Genomic DNA, 16,684 nt, shown 5'->3' on the forward strand with positions numbered 1-16,684 from the left:
CTCATCATTAACTTTTACGATCTTACAGGGAGTAATCGATGGATGAACTGAACACGTTTATTGCCGGAATGATAAATAGTTTTTCTATAAGCATGATCACAGAAAGGAGCTGGTTCGAGATCGCCTCGATTTTGGCACCCTCGGTTATTCTCATTCTCGTGTTATTTGGCTTCAGTTTTCTGCTGCAACATAGAAATGGAAAAATCGCCACTTATATTATCTGTCTTTTACTCATTTTACTGTTCTTACCCTATGAACTATACCGCCAAGCAGCAACACTATCCAAGGCGCAAGCCAATGTAGCCGAAACAGAGTCCAGCTTAAAAACGCTGCTAAATGCTTCCGATCTCGATCATCTCGAGAATTTGGTCAACGAGGAAGTCGCATCCGGCATACTGGACGAAGCCATCGATCGGCTTAGTCAGCAAGAAAAAAAGGAGCTTATCCTTATCTCATGGCTGATTGCCGAAAATGAGAAACGATCCCGGCAGCATCACCAAGATCAGCAAGCAGCCCTGACCAAGGCTATCCAATCGCATCTTGACCAAGCCAAACAAGAAATCATCAATACGAGAGAACCCGTAGACAAAATCTCAGCCGATATCCTGCAACGTATTGAGGACGATGTCAGCCGTCTCATAGCAGAAAAAATGCAACCCTTCAATCAAACTATCGATGGATCACTCGACTCATTCCAGGAAAACATCCAGCAGTTCATGCAAAATGAACTGAAAACCTATGAAGAAATGCTTACCTCACTCACTCAGAAAGGTATCGAAGAACTCGGTAACGCGCTCAAGCATCACACCTATCGGGCACAACGTAAATTTACCCAGCAAATCAGGCAAGCAAACGAAGAATCTGCACAGAAACTTAATGAAGCACAACGAAACATCGCTCAACTAAACAGCACGATCGAAGAAATCAATTTGGAAAAAATCATCGAACAAATCAAGCAACTTTCCGATTCAATCAATATCATTCAAAAACAAAATGATATTCGCTTCGAATATCACGAATGCATCCGATCCGCCGGACTTATCGATCTGATTGGCAAAGAGGAAGAATGCAGAAAAAAACTCAATAACGATACAAATGATTTAATTAACCCATAAAACCTGCCGTTTTCGTTTTTTCATGACTAGAATTCATCTAAATGAGGAAATAAATTATGGCAAGACACCTTATCGCGATGCTGTTTCTTGGCATTGGAATACTTTTAGCACTGGGCGCCAGTGCAGCCCTAGCCAAAACGGGCTTTGCAGTCTACTACAGCGACAAATATCAGGGCAGACAAACGGCCAACGGTGAAATCTTCGATCAGAAAATCTTTACCGCAGCCCATAATGAATTACCTTATGGAACCCTGGTAAAAGTAACCAATCTCGAAAATAACCACAGTGTGATCGTTAAGATCAACGATCGCATGGCCCAGAACAATCCCAATATTATCGATGTTTCCAGGCGTGCCGCAGAAAAACTGGGATTCATAGAACAAGGCCGGGTCTCTGTCACTCTTGAAACCGTCAAAACAAGACGATAGTCTGATCACACCCTAAACGCGGCACAAGAAAAGAGCTTTACGATCAATCGAGCTTCAATTTCGAAATATCCGCTTTAGGCGTGCGCTCAGGAAGCGTCGGCGCGATCGTCCGCAACACCTTCTGGGCTGTCGCGCGGCTCACAGTCAGCTTACCGCCATACAAACTCACCACTCTGGGTTTAGGCTGCGTATCGCACTGCAAATGAATTTCTCGTGAACGGCGAAACGCAATGCCTTGCATAGCAGGCAATACGCGTAATCCGGAGAATTTCTCTTTGATCTCGACAGGACGGCTTGGAAAATAGTGGTGGAAACAATCCAGTAAATACGCTTCTTCCGAAACCAATGGGGCGGACTCTTCCGGCACGCCCTTAAACACCGTTTCGGTTGTTCCTAATAGAATTTGTTGATACCACGGCAGTACAAAAACGGCTCTTCGATCGACCGGAGACTCCAGATAATAGCACCCCCGCTCAAGCTCGCCTTCCAGCACCAAATGGCTCCCTTGCACCAGATCGACGGGGTATTCGGGCGGACAGGGCTCGATCCGTCGTGTCACGCTGTTTACCCATGGACCAGCAGCGTTCACCAACACGGCGGCAGTACAATGATGCGTTGCGCCCTCCTCGGCATAATCGATTTCACATCCTCCTGGCGTAAGGATTGCATGCACAAACTCTGCTGGACAGCGCAATTCCGCCCCCAGGGATTGGGCAGAATACATCAGTGCCTGCGTCAACAGCCGATCGTCTGTTTGCGCGTCCCAGTACTGAAAAACCTGTTTGAGCCCATGCGTGGTCAAACCATCCAGCTGCCCCCATTCCGCGCGAGGAACAACACGAAAACGAGCAAACGCTCCTCCACCCGCCAACAGGGCATACAGACTCAAACCTGCACGAATCGTCAGCGCACTACGGGTAGTATTCTGGTAGACCGGAATATAGAATCGACTCAACTTGACCAAAGAAGGTGCCAATCTCAACCAATCCGATCGCTCGCGCAGACTCTCATAAACGAGCTTGAATTGCCCATGCTCCAAATAACGCAGCCCTCCATGAATCAGTTTACTGGAGCGGCTCGATGTGCCTGCGGCAAGCGCTGTCTTTTCCAATAGCAGGACAGTATAGCCACGCGCAACGGCTGCTTGCGCGACCGCCACGCCCTGAATCCCGCCGCCGACGACAACGATGTCATAATGATTGGACGCAGGCATGCTTTTTGAGCAACGGATGTTGTATTAAGGTTCCGATTGTATCGGTTTCGATCAGCAGAACACCCTCCTCAGCATAGCTAAGCGCAGTAGGGCTATCATCGACCGTGTAGACCGCCCATTGCCAAGGTCCTTGCCAACGCTCCGCTGGCTTGCGCGGCAGGCGTCGGGTATAGCAGAACAGAAAATCAGGCACCAACGCCGTTGCGATTGCTGCCTGTTCATTATCCCATTCCGGAATAACCCACCCGATCCGCACCCCACCGCGTTCACGGGCGTACGCCACGGCTTTATCATCGAACGATATCACGATACATTGCTTGACGTACGGATGAATGACTTCGAGCACCGCGTCCACCGTCGCTGCCAAACCGAACCTCAGAATACTTTCAGACTTGATCTCGATAAATGCCGTCACCCACGGCCATGCCTGCAGAAGCTGACAAAACTCAGCCAAATCAGAGAGGGGCTCAGACTCGGGCGGATGAGCCAACCTCAAGCCCGGGTAAGGCACGGAATGCATTCTAATTGCCGCATCGTCAAGCTGAGTCAACCAGCGGTCTGATCCCGCCAAACGCCAGAGGTGATCGTCATGACACAAAAACGGCGTACGACGCGCACTCAACTGTATATCGATTTCGACAAAACAAGCACCGGCCAGCATAGCCGCTTCGAGGCCAGCGAGAGAATTCTCGGGATAACGCATAGGATAACCGCGGTGCGCTATCAGATAAGGTATAGCTTGCTCACTCACAAACGAAAGCTTCCTGCAGAAAATGTGGATCACGGCCCATGGCCCATACTGCTGTCGATTATAGCGGTCAATCAGGATTTGAACACAAGATTAGATGATAGAATCGATAACCATATCGAACTTAATGCATTCATTGGGAGAAATAATGCGTAAATTTAGATTCAACTTCAATCTACTCCTCCCTGCCTTACTGGCAGCGCTTCTTTTCATACCGTTCCTGATCAATTCACTTACCCATTACTTCTATGGGGAAAAACAGTTCCCCCCTATCGTCATGATGAAGCTACCCGTCGAAAGTACAGCCATCTCACTTCCTACCGAGGTTGTCCAGTTCACACCTTTTGAAGTCACGCTCCAACTGGATACCGAGGCGTTGGCGAATCGCCTCAATGACATCATTGCCCGATCGCCTCATGGTGTCGCCATGCAAGGGATTTCCGGCAAAGTCCATGCGAGCATGCAGGCAGAAATCGTTGGCAACGGTTTTCATATCGATAATCCTGGACCGCAGGTTCAATTGTTTTCAGGACAAAGCGGAACACTCTGGTCATGGACAGTAACACCTACTGCCCCCAACCGCCATCAACTTGCAATCCGGCTCCACCTCATCACCCTCGACAATGGACAAGAAAACCAGAAAGTCGTCGATATCGCCGAAATCCAGACATACGCACAAAAGAATCCAGCCGAATGGATCAAGCGATACGGTATTTGGTTTATCATTGCCGGTATCGTCGCATTCGTCCTCTGGCGAAGAATACGCCGCCCGTCGATTGAATAACTTCACTCACTCACGCTTGATCTTCTGATCATTGCTTATAGGAAGGCACGTATGAACAAACCCATCATCGCGATCCAGAAAGACCACCAACTGCTCACAAGTGGGCGCTATCAATCTTTCTCAGCAAGATGGCATGAGCTGGCTGCTCAACAAGGGATTACAACACGCGCTATCGATATTTTTTCCAATGCTACAGATGGGGTAGCTCAACTCCAGGATTGCGATGCGTTCATGTATTGGTTTGCGCAACCGCCATCTGTGAGCCGTCCCGCCCGAAAATTAATCGCTTCGCTGGCGCATGTCAGCAAAATACGGGTCTTCCCCAATCTCAACACGATATGGCATTTTGATGACAAGATAGCTGAATTCTATCTCCTTAGGCTTGCCGGTATCCCCATACCAAAAACTACGGTGCTTTGGTCACGAGACCAAGCAGTAGAATTTATTACCACTGTCACCAGCTATCCTTTGGTTTTAAAACTGACTTCTGGCATCATTTCACGCAACGTCGAGTTGGTGCACAACGCAAAAGCCGCACATCGGTGTGTTCAAGAGCTTTTTGGCTCAGGTATGCACACGTTACCTCCACCCAATTTTCCATTCCGCTGGTATCTAAAGCGGATCCTCGAGGCTAGCCGAATACTTTTATGCCGGGAAAGAGATGAGGAATTCCATAAAGGGTATTTGTTATTTCAGGAATTTCTCCCAGGGAATGATTTCGACATTCGCATCACAATCATTGGTAACCGTGCCTTTGCATTCAGGCGCCATAACCGCCCCAATGATTTCCGGGCAAGTGGTAGTGGCCGTATCGACTGGGATCCCACCCAAATTCCGCTCGATGCATTGATGCTTGCTTTCAAAACTGCAAAAACGCTCAAGACCCAATCACTAGCAGTCGATATTTTACGCAGGAACGGTGAACCTGTGATCGTAGAAATCAGCTATTACTATGAAGGTTGGGCTGTCGCAGCTTGCCCGGGTCACTGGCAACTGCAAAATCATTTCCCGCAACCCATCTGGGTCGAAGGATCAATGAGGCCAGAAGACGCCATTTGGTCTGATTTTATCGCTTGTCTCGATATTCAATAACTTAACAAAGCAGCAACTCATAACTTATTTTAATCGATGAAAATCATTGAACCCTATCTCAATTTTTGGGCACGACTCACTGTCAAGATTCGCAAACCTCTCGTTATCGGCATAACTGGCTCTGTGGGGAAAAGTACCACGGCAGCCATGATTTCATCTGTCTTAACACATCCTCCTATTGAAAAAATGATAGGAAAGGTGGGATACACCCAAGACAATATGAATGACGATATTGGGTTGCCAGCCACATTACTACGCTTCCATAACTGGAGCGAAATTCCCCATAACAGATCAGCCAAATTGCTGATGCTATGCAAGATCCCTTTTCGGGCACTTAGTCTCATTCTGGGAAACTATCCCAAAGTCTTGGTACTGGAATATGGTGCAGGCTGGAGTGGGCACATGCGACAATTAATAAATATTGTCTCGCCCGATATTGCAATCGTTACCACGATCGGACCCGCACATTTAGAGCGATTCAAAACACTTGAAGGAATTGCACGGGAAAAAAGTAGGCTTGTACAGTCTGCTTCCCCCTCAGGTTTGGTCATATTGGGTGAGGATCATGAATTTGTCTCCTTTCTCGAAGCAAAAGCAAATGCTCCCGTTATTAAGGTCTCAGGAAAAGGCACTGAATTATCAAGAAATATTACCTTGGCTGTTTGTAAGCATATGGGTATCCCTGAAGAAATAGTTAGCCCAGCTTTGGAAAATTTCATAAATCTTAAAGGACGGTTAGATGTCATTGAGCTGACAGATACGACAGTCATAGACGATAGCTACAATGCAAATCCGTTGTCTGTCAAATTCGGGTTAGACATGCTAGAAAAAATAACCAAACCGGGGCAACGTCGAGTGGCCATTCTAGGCACTATGGCTGAATTAGGAGAGGAAAGCGTACGTCTTCATGAAGAAGTAGGTCAATATGCACGCGAGCGGGTTGATTTGCTGGTTGGGGTAGGCGAACTAGCCAAGTGGTATCAACCCAATACTTGGTTTGATAACAGCGGTGAATGTGCCGAATCGATCAACAATTACCTTCGAAAAGGGGATTGCGTCTTCATCAAGGGATCAGCATCGGCCAACATGGGGCAAATCGTCAAAAAATTGAAGAAAAATAGTGAATAAACGATAATTAGCAATGTTAAGACCCCCAGGCATCCTGTTTAGGGTTATTTGTTCATTAGCCAAAAAGACCTCATTCCAAAATTGATAATGTTTAAATTTTCCTGACCTCGCAAGATTGGTGTAGAGCAGTGTTCTCGATAATATCCTGGTAACACCAATGCCATGGCTCGTAAATAAACCCGGAATCGTTGCCTATTGGGTAGGAAAGTTTAAACCCAAATTTCCATGCATTGTTGCAGAGCCAGTCAAATGCAGGGGTATCCTCAAATTTTTCTGCAGGGGGAAAACTATCAAGATCGAGCGCTCGCCCGGTATGATGTTCACTATAGCCAGGAGCAGCGATCCATGTCAGCAAATAATCAAGCTTTCCACCCCAGGCAAGTTGATCACGGATGAGTTTTGCCTGCTGATCAGCACTCCGAAACGCCCAGCGAATTTGCAGACCCACCCCATCATTAGCAGCAGTCGTATGCATTGCGCGCCATTGTGATCGAGTTCTAGGCGTCATCAGGCATTGCTGTCCCTCAAAGACACCGGTAGACACAGCCACCAGCTCCGCAGGATAGCGATAAAACGGCAATCCTCGATCTGCATACGTCCTGGGGATACCCAGCATTCGATGCAAAGCATACACCCTCCGAACATAGTCATCATGCCTTTGATTGCTATCCCGGAACATCTAAAACCTGACCGATGCTCGCCACATAATTTCCCGCGCGAGATGATACCCCTTCCGAAGGTAACGAGAACTCATCCTGATTTTCATAGATTCACTATTCTTCTCCTAACATGGTTATTTTAATATGATAGGCTATTGATCGATGGCCTAGGTGCTTACCGCGCCTGATAATTTGTCGTTTTCACCATTGATCCCAATAGGACACATTTATGATATTCATCAAATGGCTTTTGATCAGCTTTACTTTAGTCGTGATAGCTACCATCATTGCTGGCCAACTCGGCATGTTCAAAGGAACACCGCCAACTGATCTTGGCGTACAGGACGGAAAATTAAAACCGCCTTCCATGACGCCCAATAGCGTCTCCAGCCAAGCGGTACTTTACCCCGATCACCCGCAACTCGATTATGCAAAAATTGAGCCATACCCGCTCATGGGTGACGCTTCGACCACATTGGCACGCCTACGCAGCATCGTCGAATCCATGCCAGGCGCTGAAATCATTACGAGCAATGAGCATTATCTCTACGTCCAGTTTACGACCCGTATCCTCAAATTTGTCGATGACGCAGAATTTTGGTTCGATCCAGCCGCCAAGGTAATTCAAGTGCGCTCGGCTTCCCGGATAGGCAGAAGCGACCTGGGTGTCAATCGCAAGCGTATCGAAACGATACGTGCACAACTCGGCGCTTCCTGAGTTTTTTCTAAGCCAGCTATCCGTTCATCACAATGGCAAATCAGTGATTTTATATGGCGCGCCGTTTTCTAATTATCCTGCTGCTACTGAGCTTTGCATTCATTGGTACCATCAGTCTGTTATTGCAAGGCAGCTTACCACAGTATGAGGGTACGGTAAGGCTGACAGGCCTGAGTATGCCCGTAGAGGTTGAGCGAGACGCGCAAGGTAGCGTTACCCTTCGCGCGCAAAACCGCGTGGATCTTGCCAGGGCGCTTGGCTTTGTTCATGCTCAGGAGCGTTTTTTTGAAATGGATCTCATGCGGCGAAGCGCTGCCGGCGAATTGGCCGAACTATTTGGAGAAGCGGCATTGCCCGCTGACCGCCAGACACGCGGTCACCGCATGCGCGCACGCGCTACAGCTATGCTCTCCACCCTCCCCAAGGATCATCGGCGGTTAATCGAGGCTTATCGCGACGGCGTGAACGAGGGATTGATGGCGCTTACAGTGCGCCCTTTTCCTTATCTATTGACACGCAGCCAACCTCACCCCTGGCGCAGTGAAGACAGTGTGCTAGTGGTGTTATCGATGTATTTCACTTTGCAGGAGCCAAGCGTGCAACGCGAGCTGCAACTGTCCGTGTTGCGTGCCGGCTTACCTGAATCCGCTTACCGTTTTCTCACCGCAAGAGGTGGCGAGTGGGATGCACCATTGATTGGGCCCGTTTTTGATTGGCCTCCTCCCCCTACACGCGAAGCGCTCGATCTGCGTAATTTAAACCCGAAACAGCTGCGCGACCCTCTTGATCAAATAGACGCTCAGCTTGATGAAACGCCCGGCAGCAACAGTTTTGCCGTGTCAGGCACCTTGACTTCAGGCGCTGCGCTGGTCGCCAATGATATGCATTTGTCGCTACGCGTGCCCAGTTTATGGTTCCGTACCCGGTTTATTTACCCGCATCCCGTCCACGATGAGCGCACCCTCGATATCAATGGGGTAAGTTTGCCAGGGACGCCCGCGATCGTCGTCGGCTCTAATCGTCATGTTGCCTGGAGCTTTACCAACAGCTACGGTGATATGGCGGATTGGGTCCGAATCACGCTCGACCCATCCGATTCCACGCGCTATCGTAGCCCTCAGGGTTGGAAGCCCCTTACGATACACCGTGAAGTGCTGCGCGTGCGAGATACAGCAGATGAAATACTGGAAGTCCGTGAAACAGAATGGGGGCCCATTCTCGCAACCGATCATGACGGCGCTCTATTGGCGCTCGTCTGGTCGGCTCATCAACCTGGTGCGGTCAATCTGGACCTCATCCTCCTCGAACAAGCAGAAACCATCGAGGATGCCATGGTAATTGCACAACGCGCTGGCATGCCAGCACAAAACTTCATCGTTGGCAGCCGAGACGGGGATATCGCGTGGACGATCGCGGGACGCATTCCCTCGCGCATCGGTGACTATGATCCCACTCATCCATCGGATTGGAGCGAAAACAATAAAGGATGGAACGGTTGGTTAGCACCCGAAAAATATCCGGTCATCGTCAATCCGCCCGAACAGCGATTATGGAATGGCAACGCACGGGCGATCGATGGCTCAATGCTTGAATACCTTGGTGACGGCGGCTATGAGCTCGGTGCACGCGCTAAACAAATCCGTGATGGTTTAGCGGCGAATGACTTTTTCACCGCGGCGGATTTACATTCGATTCAGTTGGATGACCGCGCTCTGTTCCTAGCACGCTGGCGGCAATTACTCGAACAGACACTTGATCGCGTTCCCGCAGCCAACTGGCGCTCGGTTATGGAAACGGCACTGGCCGATTGGGATGGCCATGCTTCTGTCAACTCCGTTGCGTATCGGCTGGTACGTACCTTCCGTCAAGAGGTGATTGGCAGTATTCAGGAGGGGTTTGCTGCGGCAGTACGGCAGCACCATCCAGATTTTATGATGCCACGACTGACTCAGATAGAACACGCCGCCTGGCTATTACTTACCCAACGCCCACCCCACTTACTACCGCCTGGCTATACCGATTGGGATCATTTGCTTGTAACCTGCGCACAACGCATCACCGAATATATGCAGTCACTGCCAGGCGGCATCGCTGCACGCACCTGGGGAGAGCAGAACACGGCTGCAATTCAGCATCCCCTGAGCCGCGTATTGCCCAAGTTTCTGGCGCAACAATTGGATATGCCGCGTGACCCCTTACCGGGTGATAGCCATATGCCCCGCATCCAGTCTCCCAGTTTCGGTGCATCTCAGCGCTTCGTAGTTGCACCCGGTGATGAAGAACGTGGCTATTTCTCGATGCCCGGCGGGCAAAGCGGGCACCCGCTCTCGCCTTATTACGCAAGCGGCCATGCTGACTGGGTTGCCGGAAAAACCACCCCGTTTCTGCCCGGCCCGACAGAGCGCACGCTCACACTGACCCCAACAAACGGTACCCCCTGACCCATTTTATGTTTAGATTGTTTAGATAAAAAGGAGACACTCATGAAAAAATTGGCCTTTGCCGCACTCGCCATCGTCGCAACCGCAACTTTCGCTCAAGACATCGACGAGCGTAAGATACTCTCGCTTAATGAAATGCAGCGCCATCATATCCTGACCGAGATGCGCGCTCTATTGCTCGGCACACAACAGATACTACAAGCAATTACTGAAGACGATATGCTTGCTGTCGCACGCCATGCACGTATGTTGGGAACGGAAATGGCGCATTCAGGAGAAAACCATTTGCGATCGGTGTTACCGAAAGATTTCATGCAGCTCGGCATCTCGGTTCACAAGAGTTTTGATCAGATTGCAGCCGATGCGGAAACCTTAAAAGACACTAAGCATACGCTGGCACAACTGAGCATGACGCTCCAAACATGTGTTGCATGCCATGCGGCCTACCAAATTCGAACCACCGACCTGCCAGCAGAGGCCCAGCCGGTTCATCATGATCACCACTGACCGAATCTCTTGTTCCATATGAACTCGCCTGCTGAAGCTAATAACGAGTTGAACATCTTTAGGCCATTTAGCGCAACAGTTACCTAAGGAATCTGCGCACATTGCTGTTCGAGGAGTTGATCGTTTTATACTATTTCCCGTATCCTTCTCGTTCAAAGCTAAAAAGCTGTCATTTTGAATTAATCATGAACAATACGCTAATGGAGCAACTCATGAATAAAGCAGGAATTTCAGTTGCATTACTCATCATATTGGCCTCTTCCACCACCTTTGTTCAGGCGGACGCTCCTCTCAAGGAAGCATTGGAAACCAGAAAGGAATCGATGGAGAAAGAGCGTGAGATTTATAAAGATGCACATGAGCAGGAACGTGAAGCACGAAAAAAATTTGAGGAAATAGCCCGTGAAGAACGCAAGCACCGGGAAGAAATGAACCGCAAAATACACAAGCATGAGAATGAAAAGTATCGTGAGGAAGAAAAGCGTATCGAAGAAATCGAACGCTCGTTCTGGAACAGAAACTAATGGGCACCACTATAAAATAAGGCTTCAAGGTGCAACCAACTTGAACTCCACTCATAGCAGCAGGAGAAAATAGTGATTCTGAGAATTTTCTACACCGCTCCTGTTTAATAGGATTGCATCGCTGCGCGCATTCGCTCTAAATTCTTGATCATTTGCTGTTTGATGCGCATACGGCCAACGCCACGTTTGAGACTGCTTCCAAGGCCGGTGACTTTGTCAGTCGACGTCTGCTGAATATAAAACACGATCATGCCCTCGCGATGGGGCAAGCAAGCTAAAACCATTTGCCCCGCGTTGTAGGAATGACCAACAAAAAAATGCCTGCTGACTATCATTGAAATGCTATCGGCCGTGTACAAGACCCGATGACTGAGTATCGCTGCAGGTCGACCATTCACCTCCCGATTGAGCCAAAGAAATCGTTCTATCGCCTCCTGCGGAAAATGACTCGGGTAACTCAACCATGCTTTCTTTAGCGCAGGTGATAACAACGCTAGCAACGCGTTATTATCCGCCAGAAGCCTGAGTTCCTCTCCAGTATCCACTTCACCATTACCACGTACATAGGGTGCCACCCCAGATAACCCCTGGTTGTAATAGGCCTGCCAACGCTGCCATAAAACTTGCCGGTAGCGCTGCGATACAACCTCTGTCAAATTTACCCGATCAAGATCGGATAATTGTCCGTTAAGCGATACAAAGCGGCTGATTTCGTCTGCGGATAAATTAAATTCTTCATGCTCAGCAGCCAGTAAATTCTGGACTTCGTCACTTTGCTTGGGCGCAAAAGAAAAATGCTGGAAAGTATCGATACCAGCGTGAGGAAATATCTCACCAAATACCAAAACATCCGGATCAATCCCAATAAAATCACCTAGCTTAAAAAAATCAGCTAGCTTAGTTGGCGATGACGGCAAGTACGTCGCTAAACCTACTGCCAATTCTTTTCGGGTAGATTCCTGAACTGCAAACGTGACGATCTTACCTTGCTCAAGATCAGCCACAACATCATGTTCCAGCCTCAACAAGGTGATAACATTGCTTAACGTAGGGACAGAAGCCGCAGTCACCGATACGCCCAATAACAACATGAAGACCAACAGAAACCATTTGAACCACATGGATATTAGCTGACTTAGGTCAAAACCCCCCTTTCTGACAATTTTCGGACTCTCTCGACATAAAGATAAAGATGCTCAATTATGGCTCAAATATTATCTTTTTTAGTTCCTGAAAGAAAATAATCCATATTGCACACTAACCGGGCGAGAAAGTACCCAAACTCCTCGCAAGTCTCTACGCTGAGACGAAGAACACAAAAGCCGGATACTTTCTGTGAAAATTGAGGGAGTGATCTTTTTAGAATCGTCAGAAGTTGAGTGGCGCCGTCATGAATGACTGTTAGCGGCGCCAATACGCTTTCTGCATACACCGTTTCCCGACTTTATTTCGGCTCATCGATTGGCAACATGACGGTAAAGGTACTCCCTTCACCCGGGCTACTGATCACTTCTACCTGGCCGCCATTCGCCTGGATCAAACGCTTCACTACCACCAACCCAAGCCCAATGTGCCGAGCGCCCGTAGCAAAGTAGGGCTGGAATAACTTATCCAATTGATCGGGTGTCATACCGATACCACTATCTTTGATGCTGATGCTGATTAGCCTAGCTTGTCTGTCTGCATTCACACTGATTTCCAGTGTACCCCCTTGTGGCATTGCTGCAACGCCATTGACAATCAGATTCCACAGGATGTGATGAAGATGCATGGGGTCAACGTGGATAACGGGCAAATCTGCTGGCACATTGCGTCTTACGGTAACGGTAGCCGGCACGCTACACACCCGCAACGTTTGCTCGATCAGCCCGGCAACTTCGACGGGTTCAGCATGAGGCTGTTTAAAGCGTATAGCATCCAGCAGATTGGATACGATGCGCTCCATATCAGCGATCGACTCCTTGAGGATACCCAAATATTCCCTGGTGGCCGCATCGGTATCGGCTAGCACACTTTGCAAATAGTACACCGCGTTACTCATTATGCCGAGTGGGTTACGCAACTCATGTCCCAGCGCATCTGCCACTTGGCCAAGCATGATCAACTTTTCCTCATGCGCCAACGCCTCTTGCGCCGCCAAGAGTTGCCGGGTGCGTTCCTTCACCTTATTTTCCAATGCTTCATTAAGCTTGCGGATTTCATCTTCTGCCTGCAGGCGTGCCGTGAAATCCCGCTCAATGTACTGAGCCATACGATTGAAATGAGCACCCAACTCGGTCAATTCATTACCCGACTGAATATCGCAATGAGAACCATAATCCCCCTTGGAAATTTCGTTAGCGCAACGACCAAGCTGCGCAAGCGGATGCAATACAGCGCGTCGTATGTACCCACTGATAAATAGCACCCCCGCCAAGGAAAATACGATGAGAAGCATAAGCAGTAGGATTTGATTTTTCTGATTGAGCTGGAGGTTTTCTAGCTCGATCTTGGTTCGCTCGTCGATTGCATTCCTAAAATGCTGAATCGGAATCATGATGCTTGCTTTTGCAGCGACATATCGTTCTCCATAAAGCAAATCCAGCGCAAAATCGCGATCAGGTTCGCGGATGACCGTAAAAGCACCCTGCCCATCATCATACCGCCCTTTGATGGCAGCGAATGCCTGCCGCTCGATTTTCACCAACTCGTCGGAATTTGCCTGCGCCTGCCGTAACAAATTGAGTTCTCGCTCACTTAAGCCTTCACGGTGCATCAGCTCATGCAAGGAAACGGTCTCGCCTTGCGTCATTGGGGGCAGTTGTTTGGCAGCCAGCAAGTGCCAATAGGCAGGAGAATAATCTTGTGGACGCGGCGACTCGCCGTTACGAATGGCAAGAATCTCCAAATAGTAGCGCTCATAAATAGGATCACCCGTCGCCACGTAGCTGCGCGCCATACGAGTAAGCTCCTCGGAGCTCTGAGAAAGCTCTTCAGCAAGCAATTGTGAGCGGAAGCGACGCTCCTGGCTATCGATGATGCTATCCTGAATACGCAGCACGCTAACGATGATCAGCCCCATTGCCAATAGCATCAGAATAGCAATTGCCCCGATAACGTTACTGAGGGTTTTGATACTGATTTTCATGGTCTCTTCACTACGGAGTGCTTGTACATCCTCAATTTTGTAAGAATACCCCGTTTCTAACCCGTCTTGTAAATCGCTATTCTGATACCCATGAGATCGGTATTCTGCCGGGAAACCGCTAAAATGAGTAGACATAGGGGATCAATGGAGACCTCGATCCAAGCATCGTGGCCGACGAACTTACCCAGCTGAACCAGAATTGGGTTCAGATTCTTGCTTATCCTGCTTATCCTGCTTATCTTTCTTTTCGCCACCCACCAGGGCCTCAGTGCGATTCCGGCCTCGCTCCTTCGCCTGATAAAGCGCATCATCGACGCGTTTAAGCAGCGAACTGGCGTTATCTTGCGGAATAAATGCCGTCACACCAAAGCTTCCGGTAACCGCGCCCACTTTTTTAAACGAATGCTGAGCGATCGCCTGACGCAGCTTCTCGGCTGTATTCCGCGCAGCGGCTAAATCGGATTGCGGCATCAATACCAAGAATTCCTCCCCTCCCCAGCGAGCATCAATGTCGACACCTCGAATATGCTCGTTCACCAGTCTAACAACGGCCTTCAATACTTCGTCGCCGATATCGTGTCCGTAGGTATCATTGACTTGCTTGAAATAATCCAGGTCGTACATGATCAATGACAAAGGCGTTCCATATCTCCTGGAGCGATCCATTTCGCTTTCCAGTATGCGCATGAACTCTCTACGATTGGTAATCCCCGTTAGGCTGTCGGTCGTCGCGAGCAGACGAATTTCTTCTTCGGTCTGCTTGCGTCGCGTGATATCTGTCGCATAAATACGAATCAAGCCAAATTCCGGAACACTGAAGATATGCAGTTCATAGGTACATCCCCCGACCTCGACTTCATGGATGAGTCCTTCCTGCTCTTGGCTATCGCGCAGTTTAGGCAGCAAATACGGGAAATCGCGCAACAGCGAGTGGGATAATCCTTTAGCTACGATATCAGGGAATAGCTTCTCTGCCGCCGGATTGACATAAGTAACCCCACCCGCCGGATCTAACTCTATGATCGGGTTGGGATGCTGTCTAGGAAACGATGCCAATCTCAGAATTTCTTCTTGGGCTTGCTGACGCTCGACAGCGAGCCGGATATTTCTCAACAGATCATCCATCTGGTAAGGTTTGTGTAGATAGGAGTAAGCGCCTTGACGAGTTGCCTCGATCGCCGTATCCATGGAAGCGTGTCCTGTCAGAATAATCACCTCGATCAAGGGTGCGATAGACTTGATGTGGGTCATCACTTCAATACCGGATATATCCGGCAATTTCAAGTCGATCAACGCTAAACAGAATCCACCTTGCTCGACCACCGCAACCGCCTCTGCACCCGTAGCCACCGCCACTGTTTCATAGCCCTTTACTTTGAGCGTATCGACGAGCGTTTTTCTGAGATTCAAGTCATCGTCGACTACGAGAATTTTTGTTTTTATGTTCATTTCATCGTCAACAAATTTTGTAACTTGATAACCCGGATCTCTTCGATCACCTGAAGTAGATCATCCATCTCGAAAGGCTTGTACAAACAGGTATAAACACCGGATTTATCCATGTCATCGAGTGATTCGCATATTCTTTGTCCATAACCGGTCAGCAAAACGACGGGCTTGCCAGGGTATTTAGCCCGAATTTTCTCGAGTATATCGGCGCCTTTAGCCACACCGAACTTGAGATCAAGCACTACCGCCAGCTTATAGTCCTGCTCAAGATGCTTGAGCACATTCTGCGGCTCGTTTTCCGTTTCTACCTGATAGCCTCTGAGCGCCAGGATATCCTTCAGCGTTTTGCTCAGATCGGGATCGTCGTTGACGACCAAGATACTCTCCTCCTTTTCCAGCAAAGAAAGAAAGGACAAGACCATTTGGAAGTTGAGCGGTTTGCTCAACACGGCATAAGCACCCGCTTGTTTTGCCGCATCTATCATTTCTTCGGTTGCATAGGCGCTGACCAGGACAACAGGCAACGCCGGAGCAGTCAAGTGCATCTGTCTCAATGCCTCGACACCATCGATACCCGGCATTTTATAATCCATCAGCACAAAATCGGGCATATCTGCTTTAACTATTTCGACCGCTTCTTCACCCGAATAAGCGAAGATAGACTCATAGCCCTTTATCTTCAGAATATCGCAAGTGGTTTTTACGATACGACGGTCATCATCGACCACCAGGGTTTTCATCATACGCCCTC

At 48.9% G+C, this 16,684-nt stretch carries 16 protein-coding genes; 9 read left to right on the forward strand and 7 right to left on the reverse strand.

Translation table 11 applies throughout. The features are described from left to right. Positions 1-38: 38 nt before the first annotated feature. Both C8R30_RS02955 and C8R30_RS02960 read left to right on the forward strand, forming a co-directional pair. A complete protein-coding gene (locus C8R30_RS02955; RefSeq protein WP_107789513.1) occupies positions 39-1,115 on the forward strand; it encodes a hypothetical protein in 1,077 nt (358 codons plus the stop codon). 56 nt (positions 1,116-1,171) lie between these two features. After that, complete coding sequence (locus tag C8R30_RS02960) at positions 1,172-1,543, forward strand: septal ring lytic transglycosylase RlpA family protein (RefSeq protein ID WP_090668421.1); 372 nt, start codon at positions 1,172-1,174, stop codon at positions 1,541-1,543. Between the two features lie 43 nt (positions 1,544-1,586). Here C8R30_RS02960 and C8R30_RS02965 read toward each other — a convergent pair whose 3' ends face one another. Together C8R30_RS02965 and C8R30_RS02970 are read right to left on the reverse strand one after the other, a co-directional pair. Then, on the reverse strand, positions 1,587-2,756 hold the full coding sequence (locus C8R30_RS02965; protein WP_107789514.1) for an FAD-dependent oxidoreductase: 1,170 nt from the start codon (positions 2,754-2,756) through the stop codon (positions 1,587-1,589). Next, positions 2,734-3,507 carry a glycerophosphodiester phosphodiesterase family protein gene (locus tag C8R30_RS02970; protein ID WP_239654150.1) on the reverse strand — a complete coding sequence of 258 codons (774 nt, stop codon included), beginning with the start codon at positions 3,505-3,507 and terminating at the stop codon, positions 2,734-2,736. Before C8R30_RS02970 ends, C8R30_RS02965 begins: the two co-directional genes overlap by 23 nt. Positions 3,508-3,652: 145 nt before the next feature. Here C8R30_RS02970 and C8R30_RS02975 point away from each other — a divergent pair, with 145 nt between their 5' ends. The 3 genes from C8R30_RS02975 to C8R30_RS02985 are packed head-to-tail and all read left to right on the forward strand — an operon-like array spanning position 3,653 to position 6,508. Further along, entirely contained in the window at positions 3,653-4,288 is a 636-nt protein-coding gene (locus C8R30_RS02975; protein WP_107784271.1) for a hypothetical protein, read from the forward strand. Positions 4,289-4,339: 51 nt separating this feature from the next. Next, positions 4,340-5,380 carry an ATP-grasp domain-containing protein gene (locus tag C8R30_RS02980; protein WP_107784270.1) on the forward strand — a complete coding sequence of 347 codons (1,041 nt, stop codon included), beginning with the start codon at positions 4,340-4,342 and terminating at the stop codon, positions 5,378-5,380. 36 nt (positions 5,381-5,416) lie between these two features. After that, the gene (locus tag C8R30_RS02985; protein ID WP_107789515.1) at positions 5,417-6,508 is read left to right on the forward strand and encodes a UDP-N-acetylmuramoyl-tripeptide--D-alanyl-D-alanine ligase; all 1,092 of its coding nucleotides are present in this window, start codon (positions 5,417-5,419) and stop codon (positions 6,506-6,508) included. Positions 6,509-6,599: 91 nt separating this feature from the next. On the opposite strand, the gene C8R30_RS02990 is transcribed toward C8R30_RS02985, so the two are convergent. After that, a complete protein-coding gene (locus C8R30_RS02990) occupies positions 6,600-7,124 on the reverse strand; it encodes a M15 family metallopeptidase (RefSeq protein WP_258191924.1) in 525 nt (174 codons plus the stop codon). 272 nt (positions 7,125-7,396) lie between these two features. Between C8R30_RS02990 and C8R30_RS02995 the strand changes: the two genes are divergently transcribed. From C8R30_RS02995 to C8R30_RS03010, 4 genes are all read left to right on the forward strand, one after another. Next, on the forward strand, positions 7,397-7,885 hold the full coding sequence (locus C8R30_RS02995) for a DUF1499 domain-containing protein (RefSeq protein ID WP_107789517.1): 489 nt from the start codon (positions 7,397-7,399) through the stop codon (positions 7,883-7,885). A gap of 53 nt (positions 7,886-7,938) precedes the next feature. Next, positions 7,939-10,326: a penicillin acylase family protein gene (locus tag C8R30_RS03000; RefSeq protein ID WP_107789518.1), complete on the forward strand. Its 2,388-nt coding sequence runs from the start codon at positions 7,939-7,941 to the stop codon at positions 10,324-10,326. Between the two features lie 42 nt (positions 10,327-10,368). Continuing rightward, positions 10,369-10,833 (forward strand): hypothetical protein, encoded by a 465-nt coding sequence (locus C8R30_RS03005; RefSeq protein WP_090668448.1) that lies wholly within the window; start codon positions 10,369-10,371, stop codon positions 10,831-10,833. Positions 10,834-11,018: 185 nt separating this feature from the next. After that, positions 11,019-11,357 carry a hypothetical protein gene (locus C8R30_RS03010; RefSeq protein ID WP_146162674.1) on the forward strand — a complete coding sequence of 113 codons (339 nt, stop codon included), beginning with the start codon at positions 11,019-11,021 and terminating at the stop codon, positions 11,355-11,357. Between the two features lie 104 nt (positions 11,358-11,461). Here the strand turns inward: C8R30_RS03010 and C8R30_RS03015 are convergent, their stop codons facing one another. The 4 genes from C8R30_RS03015 to C8R30_RS03030 all read right to left on the reverse strand — a co-directional run bounded on the left by C8R30_RS03015 (position 11,462) and on the right by C8R30_RS03030 (position 16,676). Beyond that, positions 11,462-12,478, reverse strand: a complete 1,017-nt coding sequence (locus tag C8R30_RS03015; RefSeq protein ID WP_107789520.1) for a hypothetical protein — start codon at positions 12,476-12,478, stop codon at positions 11,462-11,464. A gap of 323 nt (positions 12,479-12,801) precedes the next feature. Beyond that, positions 12,802-14,619: a sensor histidine kinase gene (locus C8R30_RS03020; RefSeq protein ID WP_107789521.1), complete on the reverse strand. Its 1,818-nt coding sequence runs from the start codon at positions 14,617-14,619 to the stop codon at positions 12,802-12,804. 45 nt (positions 14,620-14,664) lie between these two features. Then, the gene (locus C8R30_RS03025) at positions 14,665-15,933 is read right to left on the reverse strand and encodes a GGDEF domain-containing response regulator (RefSeq protein ID WP_107789522.1); all 1,269 of its coding nucleotides are present in this window, start codon (positions 15,931-15,933) and stop codon (positions 14,665-14,667) included. Continuing rightward, positions 15,930-16,676: a response regulator gene (locus C8R30_RS03030; RefSeq protein ID WP_204799642.1), complete on the reverse strand. Its 747-nt coding sequence runs from the start codon at positions 16,674-16,676 to the stop codon at positions 15,930-15,932. The genes C8R30_RS03025 and C8R30_RS03030 overlap by 4 nt, the downstream gene beginning before the upstream one ends. Between the last annotated feature and the right edge of the window lie 8 nt (positions 16,677-16,684).

Source organism: Nitrosomonas nitrosa (assembly GCF_003051105.1).
Taxonomy (GTDB): domain Bacteria; phylum Pseudomonadota; class Gammaproteobacteria; order Burkholderiales; family Nitrosomonadaceae; genus Nitrosomonas; species Nitrosomonas nitrosa.